The 22270-nt window shown below is 42.2% G+C and carries 21 protein-coding genes; 15 read left to right on the forward strand and 6 right to left on the reverse strand.

Translation table 11 applies throughout. The annotated features are described in order from the left end of the window. Positions 1-71 precede the first annotated feature (71 nt). The 8 genes from IUZ65_RS06995 (at position 72) to IUZ65_RS07030 (ending at position 7424) form a co-directional block, all read left to right on the forward strand. A complete protein-coding gene (locus IUZ65_RS06995) occupies positions 72-638 on the forward strand; it encodes a YcbK family protein (RefSeq protein WP_195703054.1) in 567 nt (188 codons plus the stop codon). Between the two features lie 68 nt (positions 639-706). Continuing rightward, entirely contained in the window at positions 707-1360 is a 654-nt protein-coding gene (locus IUZ65_RS07000; RefSeq protein ID WP_195703055.1) for an MBL fold metallo-hydrolase, read from the forward strand. A gap of 156 nt (positions 1361-1516) precedes the next feature. Beyond that, a complete protein-coding gene (locus IUZ65_RS07005; RefSeq protein ID WP_195703056.1) occupies positions 1517-1873 on the forward strand; it encodes a MarR family transcriptional regulator in 357 nt (118 codons plus the stop codon). Between the two features lie 376 nt (positions 1874-2249). Next, positions 2250-3350, forward strand: coding sequence for a TRAP transporter substrate-binding protein (locus IUZ65_RS07010; RefSeq protein ID WP_195703057.1), 1101 nt, complete (start codon positions 2250-2252; stop codon positions 3348-3350). 129 nt (positions 3351-3479) lie between these two features. Beyond that, positions 3480-4022 (forward strand): TRAP transporter small permease subunit, encoded by a 543-nt coding sequence (locus IUZ65_RS07015; protein ID WP_195703058.1) that lies wholly within the window; start codon positions 3480-3482, stop codon positions 4020-4022. After that, positions 4019-5302, forward strand: coding sequence for a TRAP transporter large permease (locus IUZ65_RS07020; protein WP_195703059.1), 1284 nt, complete (start codon positions 4019-4021; stop codon positions 5300-5302). The genes IUZ65_RS07015 and IUZ65_RS07020 overlap by 4 nt, the downstream gene beginning before the upstream one ends. 122 nt (positions 5303-5424) lie before the next feature. Next, positions 5425-6801, forward strand: coding sequence for a cache domain-containing protein (locus tag IUZ65_RS07025; RefSeq protein WP_195703060.1), 1377 nt, complete (start codon positions 5425-5427; stop codon positions 6799-6801). Further along, positions 6786-7424, forward strand: coding sequence for a response regulator transcription factor (locus tag IUZ65_RS07030; RefSeq protein ID WP_195703061.1), 639 nt, complete (start codon positions 6786-6788; stop codon positions 7422-7424). Before IUZ65_RS07025 ends, IUZ65_RS07030 begins: the two co-directional genes overlap by 16 nt. A gap of 186 nt (positions 7425-7610) precedes the next feature. Here IUZ65_RS07030 and IUZ65_RS07035 read toward each other — a convergent pair whose 3' ends face one another. From IUZ65_RS07035 to pabB, 6 genes are all read right to left on the reverse strand, one after another. Then, complete coding sequence (locus tag IUZ65_RS07035) at positions 7611-8801, reverse strand: amino acid aminotransferase (RefSeq protein WP_195703062.1); 1191 nt, start codon at positions 8799-8801, stop codon at positions 7611-7613. A gap of 212 nt (positions 8802-9013) precedes the next feature. Further along, entirely contained in the window at positions 9014-10459 is a 1446-nt protein-coding gene (locus IUZ65_RS07040; protein WP_195703063.1) for an HD-GYP domain-containing protein, read from the reverse strand. A gap of 177 nt (positions 10460-10636) precedes the next feature. Continuing rightward, the gene (gene asnS / locus IUZ65_RS07045) at positions 10637-12037 is read right to left on the reverse strand and encodes an asparagine--tRNA ligase (RefSeq protein WP_195703064.1); all 1401 of its coding nucleotides are present in this window, start codon (positions 12035-12037) and stop codon (positions 10637-10639) included. A 233-nt stretch (positions 12038-12270) separates the two neighbouring features. Next, positions 12271-12741, reverse strand: coding sequence for a GNAT family N-acetyltransferase (locus tag IUZ65_RS07050; protein ID WP_195703065.1), 471 nt, complete (start codon positions 12739-12741; stop codon positions 12271-12273). A gap of 49 nt (positions 12742-12790) precedes the next feature. Further along, positions 12791-13378, reverse strand: a complete 588-nt coding sequence (locus IUZ65_RS07055; protein WP_195703066.1) for a CoA pyrophosphatase — start codon at positions 13376-13378, stop codon at positions 12791-12793. Between the two features lie 14 nt (positions 13379-13392). Further along, positions 13393-14763, reverse strand: a complete 1371-nt coding sequence (gene pabB / locus IUZ65_RS07060) for an aminodeoxychorismate synthase component I (protein WP_195703067.1) — start codon at positions 14761-14763, stop codon at positions 13393-13395. A 143-nt stretch (positions 14764-14906) separates the two neighbouring features. On the opposite strand from pabB, the gene IUZ65_RS07065 reads away from it, so the two are divergent. The 7 genes from IUZ65_RS07065 to IUZ65_RS07095 all read left to right on the forward strand — a co-directional run bounded on the left by IUZ65_RS07065 (position 14907) and on the right by IUZ65_RS07095 (position 22256). Then, complete coding sequence (locus tag IUZ65_RS07065) at positions 14907-16421, forward strand: fumarate hydratase (protein ID WP_195705028.1); 1515 nt, start codon at positions 14907-14909, stop codon at positions 16419-16421. A gap of 208 nt (positions 16422-16629) precedes the next feature. Beyond that, positions 16630-16815: a hypothetical protein gene (locus IUZ65_RS07070; RefSeq protein WP_195703068.1), complete on the forward strand. Its 186-nt coding sequence runs from the start codon at positions 16630-16632 to the stop codon at positions 16813-16815. A gap of 136 nt (positions 16816-16951) precedes the next feature. After that, a complete protein-coding gene (locus tag IUZ65_RS07075) occupies positions 16952-18340 on the forward strand; it encodes a YcjX family protein (protein WP_195703069.1) in 1389 nt (462 codons plus the stop codon). Continuing rightward, positions 18337-19359 (forward strand): YcjF family protein, encoded by a 1023-nt coding sequence (locus IUZ65_RS07080; RefSeq protein ID WP_195703070.1) that lies wholly within the window; start codon positions 18337-18339, stop codon positions 19357-19359. Before IUZ65_RS07075 ends, IUZ65_RS07080 begins: the two co-directional genes overlap by 4 nt. 178 nt (positions 19360-19537) lie before the next feature. Continuing rightward, on the forward strand, positions 19538-21085 hold the full coding sequence (tyrR, locus tag IUZ65_RS07085) for a transcriptional regulator TyrR (RefSeq protein ID WP_195703071.1): 1548 nt from the start codon (positions 19538-19540) through the stop codon (positions 21083-21085). After that, positions 21085-21666, forward strand: a complete 582-nt coding sequence (locus IUZ65_RS07090) for a GNAT family N-acetyltransferase (protein ID WP_195703072.1) — start codon at positions 21085-21087, stop codon at positions 21664-21666. Before tyrR ends, IUZ65_RS07090 begins: the two co-directional genes overlap by 1 nt. Beyond that, positions 21663-22256: an HD domain-containing protein gene (locus tag IUZ65_RS07095; protein WP_195703073.1), complete on the forward strand. Its 594-nt coding sequence runs from the start codon at positions 21663-21665 to the stop codon at positions 22254-22256. The genes IUZ65_RS07090 and IUZ65_RS07095 overlap by 4 nt, the downstream gene beginning before the upstream one ends. Positions 22257-22270: the final 14 nt, after the last annotated feature.

Genomic DNA, 22270 nt, shown 5'->3' on the forward strand with positions numbered 1-22270 from the left:
CCCGTCCATTATTTGACTGATCAATTAATGTACGTTAATTTGCACAGCGTTTATTTAATGAAGAGAACTATATGCCAATTAATACAGTAGACCGTCGACAATTTTTACGTCTAACCACTGGAGGTGTTGCCCTTGCTACCTTTTTCCCTACCAGTGTGCTGGCCTCTTTGGCAGAACAAAATAGTCATTTGACTAAAAATAGAGTGGTCTCGTTTAAAAACCTCCATACCGGAGAAAAACTACAAACGCAGTTTGATTCAAATAATAGAATCTTTTCAGCCGAAATAAATAAGGTAAATCATATCTTTAGGGATTTCCGTAGAAACGAAGTTCATGACATCGATAAGCATTTACTCAGTCAACTTAATGCGATTCAGACGCTATTAAGCTCCAATGCTGAAGTGCAATTAATTTCCGGATATCGATCGCCTTTAACAAACGAGTTGTTGCGGTCTAAGTCCGGTGCAGTGGCAAAAAAGAGTTTCCACATGTTAGGCAAGGCAATGGATTTCCGCTTGGAAGGGGTTCCGCTTGACGAAGTCCGAGATGCGGCAAAAACATTAAAAGCAGGTGGTGTTGGTTATTATCCAAACAGTAATTTTGTTCATATCGATTCTGGACCAGTACGTTCTTGGTAACTGGCTTGTATTGTGCGTCTTCAAATGTCATAGTTTTGCCATAAACGTAAACTAACTTGAGCAACACTATGAGCCTTAAATATCAAATTGTCCCAGTCACTTCTTTTGCACAAAACTGTTCAATTGTTTGGTGTGACGAAACCATGAAAGGTATCGTTATTGATCCCGGTGGGGACGTCAAGCAGCTTACAATGCTAATTCAAGAACTGCGTGTAGATATCGTCAATATATTGTTGACTCATGGTCACCTAGACCATGTTGGCGGGACGCAGCCATTGGCTCAAGAGTTCGGTGTTGAGATAATAGGCCCTCACGAAGCGGATAATTTTTGGTTGCAAGGGCTGGAAGGTCAGAGCAAGATGTTCGGCTTTCCATTAACAGAATCTTTTGAGCCTCAGCATTGGTTGCTTGACGGTGATGAAGTTACCTTTGGCAATCAAACATTCGCGGTCTATCATACTCCGGGACATACGCCTGGGCACGTTGTGTTTTACAGTAAAGAAGCTCAACTTGTTTTTGTCGGTGATGTATTGTTTGCAGGAGGAATAGGCAGAACCGATTTCCCGCAGGGTGATCACGAAACATTGATTCGGTCTATAAAGACCAAGTTGTGGCCTTTAGGCAACGACGTAGGATTTGTTCCCGGCCACGGACCTATTTCAACTATCGGTAGAGAGCGAAGAACAAACCCATTCGTAGCTGACGAAATGCCTCTGTATTAATAGTCATTTGATGGTCATTATTTTAAATAAAGTCCGCTAAATATCGGTTTTTGTTCAATTATTATTCAACCTATCGTCCAAAACTGTAATTCGTATCGAATTTTTGGTATAAAAGCGCTCTTTAGTTTTTACCGCTGCGGATTTTAGGAAAATATAATGAGACTCGCTCATAAACGTAAAGTGCAAATGAAGTTGCAAAAACGCGTAAAAGTCGTTTTAACAGCACCTTCAACAGAGCCAAAACAGAAAAAAACAGTTCAAAATGACGTGATTAAAGTAACAGAAGAGAAAGTTGTTACGTCTATTGCCTTAACACCAAAACAACAACAAGTTCTTGATATTGTTTTGAATAGTCCTGAAGGAATCAATAGTAAACAAATTGGTTTAGAAGCAGGGCAAGAAGAAGGCAAAGCTGCCTCTTGGGCGACGGGTGCACTGAAAAAGTTACTAGAAGAAAATCTTGTACTAAAAGTGCAGCTTGAAGGTAACAAGGTTCAGTATAAAGCGAACTAAGACCTTATTTAATTAGGCCCATAAAAACGAAGCTCCTTATTAGGAGCTTTTTTGGTTTTACTCTGCTGTTTTTCCATCGGTGAGCTATAGGTCACAAAATTATAACATTTATCCAGTCGGGTTTAATGTTAACTACGTAGGTACTATATACCAGCCTACTTTCCTTATAAACCAATAAATCATTGTAATATAACGATATAAACCCACGATAATTTTCTCCTTGCGTATTAATACGTAATACTAAAGTCGAACTTAAATGTGTAAATGTTAATTGGATGCGTGTTCACGCCGATTTCATTATGTGTCGAATATGTCCATTGTTACCCCGTGTGCTTACTGGCGTAAGTATCGGTAAAATAACAAAGGACGTAAAAAAATGAGCCTAATTTCGAAATCAGTGAAACGAGTCTTTACAGGGACGATGGTTGTCGCTGCAGTATGTACATCGCTAATGGCGACGAGTGCGACTGCCGCTGACAAAGTGTATCGATTAAAATTAGCAGAAACATGGGGACCGAACTTCCCAGTATTTGGTGATGCAACGAAGAATATGGCGGCAATGGCAGAAAAAATGTCAAATGGTCGGCTAGTGATTCGCATCGACTCTGCCAACAAACACAAAGCACCGCTTGGTGTATTTGATATGGTTAAATCTGGACAGTACGATATGGGGCACTCGGGCTCATACTATTGGAAAGGTAAAGTACCCAATACATTGTATTTTACGTCGATGCCATTTGGTATGACGCCTGCAGAGCAGTACGCGTGGTTTTATCACGGCGGTGGTATGGAGTTAATGGATAAGGTTTACGCACCTCACAACCTGCTTTCATTCCCTGGTGGTAACACGGATATACAGATGGGTGGTTGGTTCCAAAAAGAGATCAATAGCGTTGATGACCTAAAAGGGTTGAAAATGCGTATACCTGGATTCGCAGGTGAAGTATTGGCTGAACTGGGTGCAAAACCAACTAATATTGCGCCTGGAGAGCTATATACATCGTTAGAGCGTCGCACAATTGATGCATTAGAGTGGGTTGGTCCTTCGTTAGATCTTCGTATGGGCTTCCACAAAATTGCACCTTATTACTATACAGGTTGGCATGAGCCGGGTTCTGAACTGCAGTTCTTAGTGAATAAGCGTACTTATGAGAAGTTACCAGAAGATTTACGCGAAATTTTAAGAATAGCAATGCGCACCGCTGCTTATGACATGTACACACAGGCAACGCATGAAAGTGGTAAGAATTGGGTATCAATGAAGACTGAATATCCTAACGTTCAAGTGAAGGATTTCCCACCTGCAGTAATGAAAGCATTACGCGAAGCAAATGATAAATTACTTGCCGAGCATGCAGCTAAAGACCCACTAACGAAAGAGATTCAAGATTCTCAAGCGTCTTACTTAAAACAAGTACGTTCATGGACCAATATTTCCCATCGAGCCTACCTAAACAGCCAAGCTGAGTCTGAATAAAGGCTAAATAGCAAAAAGGGCAAGAAAAATAACAACTTGCTCTAGAACCCTAAGAAGAAATCCATAATAATAACAAGCGCTGCCATAAGGCAGCGCAATAATTAAATTATAAATTCCACGGAGTTCGGAATGAGAAGTCTTATCAAGATGGAACAGTTGTTCAATCGTATAGGCGATCTATTAGGCTGGTTAGCCAGTATTTTATTTATCCTGCTTGTTATAAATGTTGTTTACGATGTCGTTATGCGTTATGCGTTCAACGATGTATCTATTGGTTTCCAAGAACTGGAATGGCACCTTTTTTCTGCCGTATTTTTACTTGGTGTCCCTTACGCGATTCGTACTGCGGGACATGTAAGAGTGGATATTTTTTACGAAAGACTATCCACAAGAGCACAATCTATTATTGATCTGATAGGCACCCTTGTTTTTTTACTCCCTTTTTGTCTTTTAGTTGCTTGGTATGGTATCGATTTTGCCAAAGAAAGCTATGCGCTCGGTGAAACATCCGGTGACCCAGGTGGTCTAGCTTACCGTTGGGTTATTAAAGCACTCATACCACTTTCTTTTATGTTTATGGCACTCAGTGGCGTTGGTCTTTTACTCAATTCTATCAATAATATTATCAGCCCTAAAAGAGCTTTATTAGAGACAAAGAGGAACGAATCATGATCGGTATAGTGATGTTTTTTGTTGCTCTCTTGGCTTTGTTACTTGGTTTTCCTGTTGCCTTTACATTTGGTGGTATCGCTTTCCTATTTGGTACTTGGGCCGAGGGAATCGAGATGTTTGCCTTCATGCCCTATCGAATACAGTCGATAATGGAGAATACCGTTCTGATGGCGGTCCCGTTGTTTGTATTCATGGGCTTAGTATTGCAAAAGACCAAATTGGCAGAGCAGTTATTAGAGTCTATGGGACGCCTGTTCGGGAATGTTCGTGGTGGTATAGCAATATCAACCGTTTTAGTAGGCGCATTGTTAGCCGCATCTACTGGAGTGGTAGGTGCATCTGTTGTGGCGATGGGGCTTATTTCTCTGCCAGTAATGCTTAAATATAATTATGATAAGGGCCTAGCGTGCGGAACGATTTGTGCCTCAGGTACCTTAGGTCAGATTATTCCGCCTTCTATCGTTTTGATTCTATTGGGGGATGTGCTCGGTGTACCGGTCGGAGACCTTTTCCAAGCGGCAATATGGCCAGGTTTCGTACTAGTCGGTGCCTACATTATCTATATCCTTATATACGCTAAGCTTAATCCAGAAGCGACACAAACGATAGAAAGGGATGAGTCGATATCACGCCAAGAAGAGGTCATTACTGCCCTTAAAGCGGTTATTCCTCCTCTTGCCCTCATTATTGTTGTTTTGGGGTCGATATTTGCAGGTATTGCGACACCAACAGAATCGGCGGCATTGGGTGGTACAGGGGCGATTGTTCTTGCGATTATTTATAAGCAATTTAGCTTCCGCATGGTTTATGAGGCATCGAAAGAGACCGTAAAAGTAACCGCGATGGTGTTTGCTATTTTACTTGGTGCAACGGCCTTTTCTATGGCCTTCACCTATACCGGTGGCGACATACTTGTAGAAGAGTGGATGCTTGATTTGCCGGGAGAAAAATGGGGATTTTTAATCATTGTAATGCTCGTGATATTGGTTCTCGGGTTCTTTATCGATTTCGTTGAAATTTGCTTTATTATTGTCCCAATTATTGCACCTGTAGCGGAGCTTATGGGGATCAATATGGTTTGGTTTGCTATCTTGGTTGCGATGAACCTACAAACCTCCTTCCTTACACCACCATTTGGTTTTAGCCTATTTTACCTGAAAGGGGTTGCACCCAAAGGGGTGACGACAGCCGATATTTACCGAGGTGTATTGCCCTTTATTCTGATTCAAGTGGCGGTTTTAGTTAGCTTATTGGTTTTCCCTGGTTTTTATGGAATGTGATCGAATCCGAGGTTAATCCGTATTAATTACAAACTATTAACATAAGTTGTTATGATAAAACCGTTCGTTTTTGCGTACGGTTTTTTTATTTGGTTCAAGCTCAGGTTATTTAGGGAAAAGAAATGCCACTTAAAGCAAAATTAATCCTATTGACCCTCATTCCTTTGATTATAGTGAGCGCCAGTATCAGCTGGATATCTATCTATCAAGCCAAATCACTTGGTCAAAAAGAGATCGAGATATTTCGTGATAACTTGATACAAGCTCGAGAGTCTGCTTTAAAAGACAGTATCGATATGGCAATCAGCGCTATTCTGCCAATATACGAAAATGCATCATCTAGTGATCTCGTTGCACAAGAGCAGGTAAAAACAATCTTAGGCCAACTGAGTTACGGGAACGACGGATACTTTTTTGTTTACGATAGGAATGGAGTAAATTTAGTCCATCCCATGTTGCCAGAACTTGTTGGTAAAAACTTGATGGAGTTCCAAGACAATAACGGTGATTACCTAATTGAAGCGTTGTTGTTTCAAGCGCAAGCTGGTGGTGGCTTTCATCGGTATCTATGGCAAAAACCATCAACCAATGAAGTGGTAAAAAAACTAAGTTATGCCGCCTGGCTCGACAAGTGGGGATGGATGATCGGCACCGGACTCTATATTGAAGACATCAGCAATGAAGTGATGCAGATGCAAGATACGGTAAACAAAAATATCGAAACCACGTTTTTTTCGGTTATCTCAATATTGGCGGTTACGGTTGCCGTCATTATTGTACTGACCTTGGCTATCAATTTACATGAACATAGGTTAGCGGATAGAAACCTAAAAGAACTGGCTCATAAAACAGTCATGTTTCAAGAGGATGAAAAGAAACACTTGGCACGGGAATTACATGATGGCATCAATCAATTACTGGTATCGAGTAAGTGTCACCTTGAGATTCTAGATAACAAACTGGATCACAGTGAAATGAGTGATGTGCTTAACCAACACATTGAGAAATCGCAAAGTTCATTGTCGATGGCGATCAATGAAGTTCGTAGAATTTCACATAATCTTAGGCCCAGTGCACTAGATGATATTGGTTTAGAAGCCGCTTTGATGACATTGTTAAAGGATTTTAAATCCCATTCTGAGATCGAAATTGAAACGCTCTTTGATACTCAAGACGGCAAGCTTAATTCTGAGATTGCGACGACGCTTTACCGGGTCACCCAAGAGTCGCTAACTAATATTGAAAAACACGCAAATGCTTCAAAAATCACAGTTATTTTGCATCAGATGGGTAACATGTTACAGCTGATGATTCGAGATGATGGGGTTGGATTTGACGAAGTCGATGGTTTAGTTAAAAAAGGTATTGGTCTGCGAAATATGAGAGAAAGGGTAGAATTTATTGGCGGGGAGTTTGAGCTTTCAAGTGAACCGCATTTAGGCACGGAGATCACTGTGTTGCTTAACTTGGATGGATTGATGGTATGGAAAAACCGATAAGAATTATCATTGTAGATGATCATCAAGTTGTATTAGAAGGCTTTATGGCCAGACTAGAGATTGAGCCTGAAATCCAAGTTGTGGCAACGGCATCTAATGGATTGGAAGCGATAGATTCAGTCAAGGAGCATCAACCTGATGTGGTTCTAATGGACGTGAGTATGCCAATTATGAATGGTATTGACGCGACCAAATTAATAAAAGAAGAATTCCCCGATGTGAAGGTGTTGATGTTAACCATGCACGACAACCGTGAATATATAATCAATGTCATGCAAGCTGGCGCGGTTGGGTACATGCTTAAAGAAATATCCGCTGAAAAAATGGTACAGGCTATCAAGACGGTTAACTTGGGTTCAACCTACTTCTGTGAATCGACAACGCAAACGCTGTTTGCTGAAGCGGTTATACCGGCCGCTAAAAAGGCAAACCCCCTAAGTCGTCGAGAGGAAGCGGTATTAAAACTCGTCGCGCAGGGCAGTAGTAGTAAAAAGATAGCGAGTCTTTTGAATATTAGTTACCGAACCGTCGAAACTCACAGGCAAAACATAAAACATAAATTGAATGTGCATTCTACTGCTGAGCTCGCTAAATACGCAGTTGAAACTGGATTGCTAAATTGACAAACTAAACGTTAACACTATCTCTTATCAAGCCAGGTAAGTGCGTGCTTAGTACTAATTTTGATGGTTGTTCCATAATACCCATATTGCTGGTCAGTTAATTGCCTAGATTGGTATTAAAAGGTAGGCAAAAAAAACCGTCCCTGATCGGGGACGGTTCATTTAAAGTATGGGGTTAATGCGGCGTTATAGAACGGCGGCGATGCCTTTACAAAGCGGTCCCATGTTCGCTTTGGTCATGCCTGCAACACTGACACGACCAGAACCTACAATGTAGATAGAGAACTCTTGCTTTAAACGTTCTACCTGACCTTTATTTAGACCAGAGAAAGAGAACATGCCATTTTGACGTTCGATAAAACTGAAATCGCTCGTCACGCCTTCTGCTTTGAGTGTTTCTACAAACAGCGTGCGCATCTCTTGAATACGATCGCGCATTTCTGCGACTTCTAATTCCCATTCTGCTCTTAGCTCAGGATTATTCAGGATATAAGTGACAACCGCTGAACCGTGGGCTGGTGGGTTAGAATAAATCGATCGAATAATGGCCTTAATTTGAGAAAATGCAGTTGCTGCCACTTCATCAGATTCGGCAACAATTGTAAACGCACCAACTCGTTCGTTATAAAGCCCAAAGTTTTTAGAGAAAGAGCTCGCAACTAACATTTCTTTATTAAATTTAGCAAAAGTACGCAGACCTGATGCATCCTCTTCCACGCCTTTTGCAAAACCTTGGTAAGCGAAGTCAAATAAAGGAACCAGTTTCTTGTCAGCACACAGTTTAGCAAGTTGCTCCCACTCTTCTGCAGTTGGGTCGATACCGGTAGGGTTATGACAACAGCCGTGTAGTAGAACAATATCCCCTTCGCTAGCATGAGAGAGGTCAGCGACCATTGCGGAGAAATCTTTCTCTTTTAACGCCGCGTTATAATAACTGTATTGAACGGTTTCTAAACCTGCAGCGGTAAACACGCTATTGTGGTTCGCCCAAGTAGGGTTGCTTATCCAAATCTTAGGCGAACCTAATTGACGCTTAATGAATTCGCCTGCCAGACGTAATGCTCCAGTACCACCAGGGGCCTGGGCCGTTTTCGCTCGCTTAGTCGAGACTATCTCTGCGTCAACACCAAACAGGAGTTTTTGAACGGCTAGACCGTATTCTGCAGTACCTTCAATGGTGAGGTAAGATTTTGTTTTTTCAGATTCTAGAATGGCTGCTTCAGCTTTCTTTACGGTAGCAAGTACAGGGGTCGTTCCTTGCTCATCCTTATAAATACCAGCACCTAGGTTGATTTTTTTAGGGTTGGTGTCTTTTTTAAATAGCTCTGTTAGGCCAAGAATAGGGTCGGCCGGAGCCGCAGCAACTTTCTCAAACATAATCTTCATCCGTGTTAATTAGTAGTGGGTTATTTTATTTATACCTGTATGAATGAAAACTGACAACAGTAAAAAAGAAGAAAAACCTAAATAAAGTTAATTTGGATGAATTTAATGATTTAAGTCAGCCTATTTAGCACTTTAAACAGTAAAAATCCTAAATTCAGCTGAACTTGTTGAATGTTGTTGTTCATAAAATATGCATAAAAGTATTATTGGTTTTTATCTTTAAAACGTGCGGCAATCTTAACGAACTCAGATTCTACCGACAAGAAGGCTTCCACTACGAGCGGGTCAAAGTGACTGCCTGAGCCCTCCAGTATGATAGATTTCGCTTTTTCATGACTAAAAGCTGGCTTATAGACTCTTTTCGAGATTAACGCGTCATAAACATCAGCCAAAGCCATTAACCGTCCAGAGATTGGGATGTTGCTGCCTGATAACTGTTTTGGATACCCAGAACCGTCCCATTTTTCATGGTGGGTCAATGATATCTCTTTGGCCACATTTAAGAATGAGCATGGCCCTAATTGCTCTTCGGCAAAGGAGAGGGCATCCGCACCAATTTGCGGGTGCTGCTTCATTATTTCAAACTCTTCTTCGGTGAGTTTTCCGGGTTTGAGCAATACGTTGTCAGGAATGCCAACTTTACCCATGTCGTGCAGCGGCGCTGATTTGTGAAGAATGTCAATATACGAGGCAGACAACGTTTCAGAATGCAAAGGGTGTGAAGATAGGTTTTGGGCCAATGCTTTCACGTACTGCTGTGTTCTGAGGATATGTGCGCCAGTTTCATTGTCGCGCGTTTCAGCCAATGCGGATAAACTTACAATGGCGATGTCGCGGGTGTTTTCTACTTCTGCTCTAGAAGAGTGAAGAGAGTCGAGCATATCATTGGTTAACGACGCGACTGACCCCAACTCATCGTTATCGAATATAGGCACACGAATATCAACTTCTCCAGCGCTTACTTTCTCTAACGCGAGTTCCTGAGAGTCGAATAATTGTTTTAACAGTTTTGTCCACAGGACGATAATAGTTGCGCCGTATGCCATAAGAACGAACGAAACGTAGATAAACTCCTTTAGTACGCTAATTCGACCGGAGCCATCTAAAAGCCGTTCAGGGTTATGTTCAAGCCAATAGATATCTTTAACTTCAATCATGGTCAGAGATGCAATTGTTGCAATAAGAAGCAACGAAAATAGAGAGATCATCTGCGTGACGATGGAGCGACGTTCGCCAGTTAAAGAGGTTAGAAATTGGTCACTTGCCACGTGTCGATTTTTTTCCAGAAGCTCCAATATAGTGCCAGATAGAAAACCAAACAATGCCATACCAAAGATGACTTTCAAATTGCTGTCGTAAGGGAATTCATAGCTCAGGTTGTAGAACCCTGCTAGCGGGAGACTGAATGCAAAAAAGAGCAGTGTGTCTAATTTAGAAAGCTGTCCATTGAATGGAAAAAAACCACGTGTAGATAATATATGACGGGTGACGAACATGGCAAAAAAGGTAATGGCGACATGCGACCCTATCTCGACTGCAGACAATGTTTCTAGCATCGGACAAACTCGGCCACCGTACGTACCGAAAATGATGCCAGCGATTAAATAATTCATTAAGGTATTAGTGAATTGATACTTCGGTTGATACATGGCCTGTCCCTAGAATGTCACCGGCAGTTATCTCAATTGATAAGACCTAATGGCCAACCAGTTTATTTCATGCTGATAAAAATGGAACGAAAATCATAAAAAAAGCCGCCTAAATTGGGCGGCTCTTAGCATTTTTCAAATAACGCTTTGCTGATTTAACGAAGCAAAAGACAGCGTTTAGAAATTTGCGCTTCTCGGTGTTCTTGGGAATGGAATGACGTCACGCACGTTTGCCATGCCAGTAACGTAGGTTACAAGACGTTCGAAGCCCAAACCAAATCCAGAATGTGGCACAGTCCCATAACGGCGAAGATCGCGATACCAGCCCATGTGTTCCGGGTCGATATTCATTTCACGCATGCGGTTATCAAGAACGTCAAGGCGTTCTTCACGTTGTGCGCCACCAATAATCTCACCGATACCTGGTGCGAGAACATCCATTGCCGCGACTGTTTTGCCATCGTCATTCATGCGCATATAGAATGCTTTGATGTCTTTTGGATAGTTTTTAACTATCACTGGTGCTTTGAAATGCTCTTCCGCTAAGAAGCGTTCATGCTCCGATGACATATCGATACCCCATTCAACAGGGAACTCAAATTCTTTACCAGAATCGATGAGAATTTGGATGGCATCTGTGTAGTCGACTTGGGCAAAGTCAGCGTCAACAAATTGCTCTAATCGAGTAATTGCTTCTTTATTAATACGTTGAGCAAAAAACTCTAAGTCATCGCGATTCTCTTCTAGTACGGCTTTAAACACGTACTTAAGCATGTCTTCAGCTAATGACGCTATGTCATTAAGATCGGCGAAGGCGACCTCAGGCTCCACCATCCAAAACTCGGCTAAGTGACGGCTAGTGTTTGAATTTTCTGCACGGAACGTAGGACCAAAGGTATAGACTTTACTTAGCGCGCACGCATAAGCCTCAGCGTTAAGTTGGCCCGATACCGTTAGGAATGTCTCTTTACCGAAGAAATCTTCGTTATAATCGATATCACCTTGCTCTGTACGAGGGAGGTTAGTCATATCTAATGTAGATACTCGGAACATCTCACCCGCGCCTTCAGCATCGGAAGAGGTGATAAGAGGTGCCGACATCCAATAGTAACCATTTTCATGGTAGAAACGATGTATTGCTTGCGATAAGCAGTTACGTACGCGAGCAACCGCTCCAATGACGTTAGTGCGTGGGCGTAGGTGAGCAACCTCGCGCAAATACTCGATAGAATGGCGAGTCTTAGCCATTGGATAAGTGTCCGCATCTTCTACCCAACCGACAACGTTAACGTCTGTGGCAGCGAGTTCAAAGTCTTGCCCTTTCGCTGGTGACTCAACAATGGTACCGGTTACTTCAACAGAACAGCCTGCGGTGAGTTTTAATACTTCATTAGAATAATTATTTAAATTATTAGGGACCACGGCCTGAATCGGGTCGAAACAAGAGCCGTCATAAATGGCGAGGAAAGAGATACCGGCTTTGGAATCTCGACGTGTACGGATCCAGCCACGAACAGTTACTTCACTGTCTACCGCTAGCTTTCCGCCTAAAACGTCTTTTACAGGCGCGTAAGTCATTTTATTTTTATTCTCCATAAAGAATGAACAGCAAAACATGTCGCTTGTTTGCAACGATGTTTACCAAATTTAGAAATTGTTATATTCAACCTGCGATATTACCTGTCAAATAAATAGCTTCAAGCACAAATGACAAATAAACATAGAAAAAGTACAAAATGAAGACGAGTGAGGCTAAATTCCGGTCTGATGGGCTATGTTTTATTTAAAATGGGCTTTTTGTTGTTGATAAACTAGCCGATTTGTTTCCTCATAATATGCTGTGGACCGGCGTCACCACCAAAATAAAGAACCCCAGTATCAATAAAGCCCGCTTTTTCATAACAGCGATAAGCCGCAAGGTTTTTTTTGTTTACGGTTAAGCAGATAGAACGGCTATCGGCATAAGCACCATAAGCATAAATGAGTATACGTTGCATGGCTAAAGTGCCATAACCTTTGCCCTGATATTGTTTTCCAATCACGAAGTTGCGAAGACCCAACTCGTTCTTTTCTGCAAAGGTGTATTTTTTTGAAAAGGCGGTATCTAATATGAAAAACCCGAGTAATTCTTTGCCCTCATTAACAACATAAAACTCGTATTCTGGTAATCTATTTTTATACAACTCTCCAAACATCGATACAAACGGTTGTTGCTCGGAACTTATTTCCAGTTCCATCAGTGTCGAATAATCTCTCAGTTTGGCTTTTCTTATAGTAATCATTGGTTGAACAAGTCCAAATTGTCGTTACGAGTACAATGTGTAGAATAACTCAATTTAATTGAAGTTGCAGTGCTTGAATTATTTGCGCTGTTACACCCCAAATGAAATGTCCTTTATAAGGGATAGCGAAGATTCGATGGGAATATGTCTTGAATTGGAAAACTTGGCTATAGAGTTGATCTATATCGAATAGGTGTGAGGCTGGTACCTCAAAAACGGCATCAACTTCGTTGGCATCGATGGTGGTCTGATAATCTTTGTTCACCAAGGCAATAACAGGTGTAACCATAAATCGGCTGAATGTCATTAATGGAGGTAATTGTCCGAGAATAGTAACCAATTTAGGGTCAAGTCCAATCTCTTCGTTGGCCTCACGAATTGCGGTTTGTTGAAGTGAATGATCAAACGATTCTAGTTTGCCTCCTGGAAAACTGATCTGCCCGGGATGGTGGCGTAGATGGTTAGCCCGCTTGGTCAAAATAATATGCAAACCGTCGTGTCGCTCAACGCAAGCAATGAGCACCGCCGCTTTGCGTAATGAAGATGGTTCTAACTTTTGCAAACGCTCGAGTGATTCTGCATGATATTCGACAGGGATGTTTAAACAGAAATTTTGTAGCAACGTTTGGTAATTCATCTATAAACATTCTCTCAATAATTCGTGAGTATCGGTAAAATCTGACTCAATTTGTCTAACGTTTCTTGGTATTCTGATGCCACTTGACTATCGGCGACTAAGCCACCGCCAGCCCATGCATATAGGTGCTGCTCTGTTGCTATTAACGTTCTAATAGTAATACTACTGTCCATATGACCAGTGCGGCTAATATAGCCAATACTGCCACAATAAACACTTCTTCGGTGCGGCTCTAACTCTTCAATAATCTCCATCGCACGAACTTTTGGCGCACCTGTAATAGAGCCTCCTGGGAAGCATGCGCGTATGCAGTCGGTTACGTTGTACTCTGTGGCTAACTCAGCAGCTACTGTGCTAACAAGGTGATGCACCGCAGGGAAGCTTTCAACTTCAAATAATAGTGGAACCTTTACTGTCCCAGGCTTTGCGACCCGACCGATATCATTGCGCAGCAGGTCAACGATCATCAAATTTTCGGCTTGGTCTTTTTCAGTATTGACGAGATCGTGGGCGTTTTCCATATCCTTTACTGGATTCTTAGACCGTGGACGTGTGCCCTTAATTGGCTTTGTCTCAATACTTTGCCCTTTTATCTGTAAAAATCGCTCAGGGGAGATACTTAAAACCGCGCTATTTTCCAGTTTTATAAAGGCAGAGAAGGGGGCTTGGTTTGCCTGCTCTAATATCTGATAGGCCTGCCAAATGCTACCTTGATAATCGGCACAAAACCGCTGTGCGAGGTTAATTTGGTAGCAATCACCAGAGTGTAAGTATTTATATACCGCATTAAACTTTGATGTGTAGTCAGCCTTGGACATGTTTGATTGCCATTGAGACGAAAGGGCAAAGCGGGTCTGCTTGACCTCTTTTAGATTGAGTAACCACGTGAGGTGCTTTTCAATGTTGTTTCCAACTATACAGGCGGTTTGTTCGAGATGGTCAACGACAACTGCCCATTCATAAATACCCATCGCCATGTCTGGCGCGTCTATGTCTTTCGTCGCGATATCAGGGATGGTTTCTATTTGTCTCCCCAAGTCATACCCAAAATAACCCAGTGCGCCACCTATAAAAGGGAGATCGATGTCTATGTCGATATTAGGGAGAAGCGCTTCCTGAGTTTCTTGAAGTAAGGCGAATGGGTCACGGTTGGATTCTTGTACTTCATTACCATGCGTTATTGAGGTTTTTTCTCCGGACGTCACGAGTGTCGCGATAGGTCGTGTAACCAATATATCGTAACGGCTGTCCGGATGATGCTTAGAAGCAGAACGGAGCAGCATCGACCACGGCAGTTCCGAAATTGGTGTGAAAAGCGTTAACGCAAGGCTAGGGCTGTAGTCGAGTGGAATTGTGCTGATGTGACGAAAATTATTGGTATTCATTTGTTTGATTTGTGACAAAGGGTTCAATCACTGAATGGCGCTAGGTTGCGAGCAAGGGTATCATAATTTAAAAATTAAATAATATTCAGTTGGGTGTCATGGCACATTCTTTTGAATCAAAAAATGAAATAGAGAGGCAAGCAATGAACGTCATTCGTAAACAAGATCTAATTAGTAGTGTGGCTGACGCACTGCAATACATTTCGTACTACCACCCGCTCGATTTTATTAAGGCGTTGGAGAGTGCTTACGAAAAAGAGCAGAGTAAAGCAGCCAAAGATGCAATGGCCCAAATTCTTATTAATTCTCGAATGTCTGCGGAAGGTCGTCGGCCTATCTGTCAGGACACGGGTATCGTCACATGTTTCGTAAACATAGGTATGCAAGTTCAGTGGGAGAGCGATCTGACGGTCCAAGAAATGGTTGATGAAGGGGTGCGTCAGGCATATACGAATCCTGATAACCCGCTGCGCGCATCGGTTTTGTCTGACCCTGCGGGTAAACGCATAAACACCAAAGACAATACGCCTGCGGTCGTTCATATCAATATGGTGCCGGGTGACAAGGTTGAAGTGCAGATCGCGGCTAAGGGTGGCGGCTCAGAAAACAAGACCAAGATGGTGATGTTGAATCCATCAGATGACATTGCAGAATGGGTAGAAAAAACATTGCCAACGATGGGTGCAGGTTGGTGTCCTCCAGGCATGCTCGGGATAGGTATTGGTGGTACGGCAGAAAAAGCAGCAGTATTGGCTAAAGAGTCGTTAATGGAAAATATAGATATCCAAGACTTGATTGACCGTGGGCCGTCAAATGCAGAAGAAGCGCTGCGTTTGGATATCTTTGACCGTGTTAACAAGCTTGGTATTGGTGCTCAAGGTCTTGGTGGACTCACTACCGTTGTAGACGTCAAGATTAAATCCGCTCCGACTCATGCGGCTTCTAAACCTGTTTGTATGATTCCGAACTGTGCCGCTACGCGCCACACACATTTTACACTTGATGGTTCTGGACCGGCTGAACTAACGCCACCAAAACTGGAAGACTGGCCGCAAATCACGTGGGAAGCAGATAAAAACACGCGTCGCGTGAATCTTAATGAAGTGACTAAAGAGGACGTTAAAGAGTGGAAAACAGGTGAAACGGTTTTATTGTCAGGCAAAATATTAACCGGTCGTGACGCTGCTCATAAACGTATTCAAAGCATGCTTGCAAGCGGGGAAGGGCTGCCTGAAGGTGTCGACTTTAAAGGTAAATTTATTTACTACGTCGGGCCCGTTGATGCGGTAGGGGATGAGGTTGTGGGTCCAGCAGGTCCAACAACGTCAACTCGTATGGATAAGTTTACTGATATGATGCTTGAAGAAACAGGTTTAATGGGAATGATAGGTAAGGCGGAACGAGGCCCTGAAGCTATTGAGTCTATTAAAAAGAACCAAGCGGTTTATCTAATGGCTGTTGGTGGAGCCGCCTATTTAGTTGCGAAAGCAATTAAGAAAGCTCGCGTCGTTGCATTCGAAGAGCTAGGGATGGAAGCTATCTATGAATTCGATGTGGAAGATATGCCTGTAACCGTCGCCGTGGATTCGCGAGGTGCTAATGCGCACCAAATTGGCCCTGATACTTGGAAAGTAAAAATAGCAGAAGCAGCAAAATAGACACTTAATGTTGACAAAGCGCAGGATAATTTGCGCTTTTTCTTGATTTATCAATGGTATGGTATTTAATAAAAAGTAATCGTATATTTTTACAAATATTATGAACTAGGGTACGCCAGATAATGTGCTATCAGAATTTGATGTATCCTATATCGACCTCAAAATTAGATATATCGACCAAAAAATAAAAACAAGGATGGAATTTAAAATGGCTCGTTTTGTACAAGTACTTCAGCTCATCATTGCCGTTATCGTTGGTTTTTTCGTTGTAAAAGATATGATTTTGCAAGGTATTGGTGTTTTCAATCAGCAGTGGGTAATGATTAGTATCGTCACTACGTTGCTACTAGAGCTTGCTCTCTTTGTCATATACAAATTGGTAGAAGAAGACTAGCAACGTCATAGATAACCGAACAAAGATTGATTGGTCGTCGTGCTAGCCAATCTTTGTTTCTTTTTCTTTCACATCTCCTCACGTATCATCTCGCTAACCTATTCAGTGCTTAAACTCGTAGAGGATGCATAAATTAATGAAAAAAATCCGCCAAGAAGTCAATGACTTGTTCCATCGAGGAATGGATAGCCATATGCGATTAGCTGTTACAGGGCTTTCCAAGGCAGGTAAAACGGCGTTTATAACCTCATTGAGCAATCAGCTTTTATACTCGTCTATTGATGACAATTTACCGCTTCTTAGCGCCTCAAGAGACAAGCGGCTGATCGGCGCAAAAAGAGTGCCGCAAACCAACATGATGGTTCCACGGTTCTCCTATGATGAAGCCATGGACTCTTTACAAGAAGTGCCCGCTCAGTGGCCAGAGCCAACAAAAGATGTCAGTGAGATCCGTCTTGCGTTGCGCTATAAACCTAAAAAAGGGGCTAAACGTCTATTAACTGACTCATCAACTTTGTATCTTGATATCATCGATTATCCCGGTGAATGGCTACTTGACTTACCCTTATTAGAAATGAGTTTTGAACAGTGGAGCGAAACGCAGTTTTCATCGCTGAAAGGGATCCGGTCGGAACTTGCCAAGCCGTGGTTAGAGAATTTAAAAAATCTAGACCCTTTAGCGGAAGCGAATGAAAAAGAGATTGAAAGAATTTCGTTAGTCTATACAGAATACCTATATCGCTGCAAAGAGGAAGGGCTACATTGGGTACAACCGGGGCGCTTTGTTTTGCCAGGAGAGTTGAAGGGTGCGCCTGTTCTACAGTTCTTTCCATACTCTGATACCGAGAATCCAGAACAGCTCAAGAAAGCGAGTAAGCATAGCGTTTATGGAATGCTGCGTACTCGTTACCAAGAGTACCAAACGAAAGTGGTCAAACGTTTTTATAAAGAGTACTTTGCCACTTTTGACCGACAAATTGTATTAGTCGATTGCTTGCAACCACTGAATGCGGGTTATGAATCTTTCCATGATATGAAAAGTGCATTAGAGCAGATCATGAAAAGCTTTCGCTACGGTAGAAGCTCCCTATTAAAGCGATTATTTTCTCCACGAATCGATAAGATACTTTTTGCGAGTACAAAAGCAGACCATGTAACACCAGAACAACACACTTCGTTACTTTCTCTACTGCAACAGATGGTTCATCCATCATGGCAACACGCCGCTTTTGAGAACATCGATATGGAATGTATGACCATTGCGTCAATCCGTGCCACGACGACGGGATTTGTCTCAAATGGTGATGAGAATGTGCCTGCATTGCAAGGAACGACGAGCGATGGTGTGCCGTTGACAATCTACCCCGGGGAAGTACCGGAAAAACTTCCCAAAAAAGAGTTTTGGGAAAACAATCGTTTTGACTTTAACAGCTTTCGGCCGATGGAGTCGAGTAGTGATACCGCTTTGAACCACATCAGAATCGATAAAGCACTGCAATATTTAATTGGGGATAAACTTAAATGACAGAGTATAAATCTAAGCATATCTTTTCTGAGAATATCGATACACCAACGCAAGATGATATCGAACTGACTACTCACAAAACATTCGAAGAACAGGTCAAATTTGTTCCTGCGGCGTTAGAGGAAGAACCAGCAGAGTTAGCTGAACAACAACTAGAGTCAATTATCCGGCCGAGTAAAAAACGTAAATGGCTAGGTGCGGGTTTGTTGGTTGTATTTACAGGCTTAATCGGTTGGCAAGCCGCAGACACTGTGATTACAGCGGTACAATCATCGAATTGGTTATCGGTAGGATGGTCTCTGTTTATGGCATCAATCGCTGGGTTGGGAATTTCGGCAATTGGTAAAGAGCTATTAAAGCTAAGAAGATTGCGCCATCATTTTTCTGTACATGAGCAAAGTGAAGCGTTATTAAAAAGCTCAGGACTTGGTAAAGGAAAGCCTTTTTGTGAGCAATTGGCAAAAGAGAGCGGGATTAGCGACGTCAATCCGAGCTTTAACCGCTGGCAAAACGCAATAAACGATACGCACAACGACGCAGAAATATTGCAAATGTATGAAGGTATGGTCATCACCAAGCAAGATCAGCAAGCGAAAGCGATTGTGGCGAAACTATCAACAGAAGCCGCGGTACTTGTCGCAGTGAGCCCATTGGCTATTGTTGATATATTGCTAGTTGCATGGCGAAACTTCAAACTAATTGATGAGTTAGCTCAAGTGTATGGTGTCGAACTCGGTTATTGGTCAAGGTTGAAACTGTTTAAGTTGGTGTTGGTTAACATGGCGGTAGCAGGAGCAACAGAGGTGGCCACTGATGCAGGTATGGATCTGCTTTCTATGGATCTCGCGGGTAAAGTGTCTACTCGAGTCGCGCAGGGTTTTGGTGTTGGCATCTTAACGGCAAGATTAGGGCTTAGAGCGATGTCCTTGTTACGACCGATCCCGTGGAATCAAGAGAGCAAGGTCCGTTTAGGTGAAATTCGTAAAATTTTGCTAATGAAACTTAAAAATACGTTATAGAAGTTTGGTAATAACTGCGTCGTTTTATATGACAAAACTCAGCCTTTAACGCTTGTTTATCCATCAGTTGAGGGCCATTTTGAGTCGATCACCTCAGAATCTGTTTATGATCTTGACGCCGTAAAATCCTTAATACAAACTGGTGTCAACTTTTCCTGACACCTTGAAGGATTTTTTCGTGCGTCTTGAAGTATTATGTGAAGACAGAGTGGGGCTTACCCGCGAATTGCTTGAGTTACTCGCCTCTCGAAATATCGACTTGCGTGGTATAGAGATCGATGTCGTCGGTATCATATACCTATGTTGTCGAGAGATTGAATTTGAGGCTTTCAGTGAGTTAATGGCTCAAATAAGGCGTATATCTGGCGTAACTGATGTACGAAAAATTCGATTTATGCCAAGTGAAAGACACAATACTGAATTGGTTTCTTTACTGGCAAACCTACCGGATCCTGTATTATCTGTCAGCCTTACGGGTTGCATTGACATGGCAAACCATGCCGCGTGCGAATTACTTTGTAAGGATGTGGATGCAATTATCGGTGAACAAATTGCGACGTATGTCCCTAGTTTCAGTTTTGCTGACTGGATAGAAGGTGAAGTAAATAGAAAACGAGAGTCGGTAGTCATTGATGGTCTCGACTACGTTCTAGAAGTTACACCTGTCTATATTAGTGGAGAGAATCAAGACGACTCCGTCCTTGCAAGCGCAGTAGTGACACTCAAATCAATCCTTCAAGATCAACTAAAGACGAATTTTCTTCCGGAGTCGAGTTCGGTCGGATTTGAACATTTTGTTGGTATTTCCAATAGACATAAATTTCTGATTTCCCATGCAAAAAAATTGGCGATGCTGGACCAACCTCTGCTTGTTGAAGGTGAAACGGGGACCGGTAAAGAGATGATAGCCCGCGCATGTCATTCGCGTTCAGAAAGAGCAACCAAGCCTTTTTTGGTGCTCAATTGTGCATCAATGCCTGATGACGTCGCAGAAACAGAACTATTTGGGCATGCTCCAGGGGCTTTTAACCAAGGCATTGGACATAAAGGTATCTTCGAACAAGCCGATGGCGGAATTGTGTTCTTAGATGAAATAGGCGAAATGAGCCCACATCTTCAGATCAAACTGCTTCGTTTTTTGCAAGACGGTACCTATAGGCGTGTTGGCGCGGAAGACGAAATACATGTGGATGTAAGAATTATTGCCTCGACTAAACAGAATTTGGCGACGCTGACCGAATTAGGTAAGTTTAGAGAAGATCTTTATTATCGGCTTAACGTTTTAACGCTATCTATCCCGTCTCTTCGAGAGCGTTCAAGCGATGTATCACCGTTACTCGACTTATTCATTCATCGATATTCGCTTCAATTGGGTATAAGTAAACCAAGTATCAGCCTTGAGGTAGTTGAAGAGCTATCTAATTATCAATGGCCGGGGAATATCAGAGAGCTCGATAACATGGTATTAAGGGCGATAACGCAGCTTAGTGGACATTCGTTATCCATAGATGATTTTCAATTGCCCAAAGTAGAGTCGAGTATGGTTAACCATATCGGCGTTAGTCTGGATGGGTCATTAGATGAGATTATGAAGGAGTATGAATCTCAAATTCTAGATAGGTTATATCAATCATTCCCATCGAGTCGAAAACTGGCGAAACGCTTAGGTGTATCACATACATCAATTGCAAATAAACTTAGAGAATATGGAATTAAGAAACTGTAATGTGGAAAGAATTTAAATTTCACCGACTGGATGAAAGAGTTGGCGAACTGCAGGTCAGACTGGCCACAAAAGACGACGCAAAACTTATCAGTGATTACTTTATTAAAAACAAAGAATACCTACGCCCTTGGGAGCCGGTTAGAGAAGACGCTTTCTTTACAGAAGCAGGATGGGCGAAAAAACTGATTAAACTTAACGAACTGCATTTACTCGAACTGGGGTTCTATTGTCTTATCATCAATCGTATTTCTGGTGACATGTTGGGTACCATCTCCTTTAGTAATTTAACCCGTTTTCCTGTGCATTCTTGTAGCGTTGGTTATTCTCTAGACGAAGATATGCAAGGTAAAGGTATTATGAACCAAGCGCTTAATCTCGCTTGCGGTTGGATGTTTAAGGTACAAAATATGCATCGCATATCAGCAAGTTACATGCCTATGAATTTGAAAAGTGCAGCGGTCCTAAAGTCAAAAGGATTCGAAAAAGTTGGTTTTGCAAAAGACTATTTATTGATTAACGGCAAATGGGAAGACCATAACCTTACCGCTTTGCTTAATACAGAATGGCGAGAGAAAATATGATAAGCGATAGACTAAGTAAACAGCTCGAATTAATCATGGAGCTAGATAGATTGAAATCAGTGTTGCGCAGAACGCGAGTTGAAAGTGCAGACAGAAGATTGGAAAACACGGCAGAACATAGCTGGCAAGTGGCATTGATGGCCATTATTTTACAAGAGCATTCGAACCAACCAGTCGATATCACAAAGGTTGTAAAGATGTTATTGCTGCATGATATCGTTGAAATTGACGCAGGTGATACCTTTGTCTACGATGCAGTAGCATCAGAAAATCAAGCGGAAAAAGAACAGCAAGCGGCGGACAGGCTGTTTGGCATGCTTCCAGGTGACCAAGCGATGGAGCTAAAAGGGGTATGGTTAGAGTTTGAAGAAGCTCAATCAGACGAGGCATTATTCGCTAAGGCGTTAGATAGAGTTATCCCAATATTAATGAACCATCAAAATCAGGGACAAAGTTGGGTTGAGCATGGTATTGCGAGACAACAGGTTATTGATATCAACGGCCGAATAGATAAAGGCTCCAATGCCTTGTGGGAAAAAGCGTTAGAGATGATAAATGATTCAGTCGATAAAGGCTGGCTCAAGCCGTAGATTATGTGGGAATT

This window comes from Vibrio sp. VB16 (genome assembly GCF_015594925.2).
GTDB lineage: Bacteria > Pseudomonadota > Gammaproteobacteria > Enterobacterales > Vibrionaceae > Vibrio.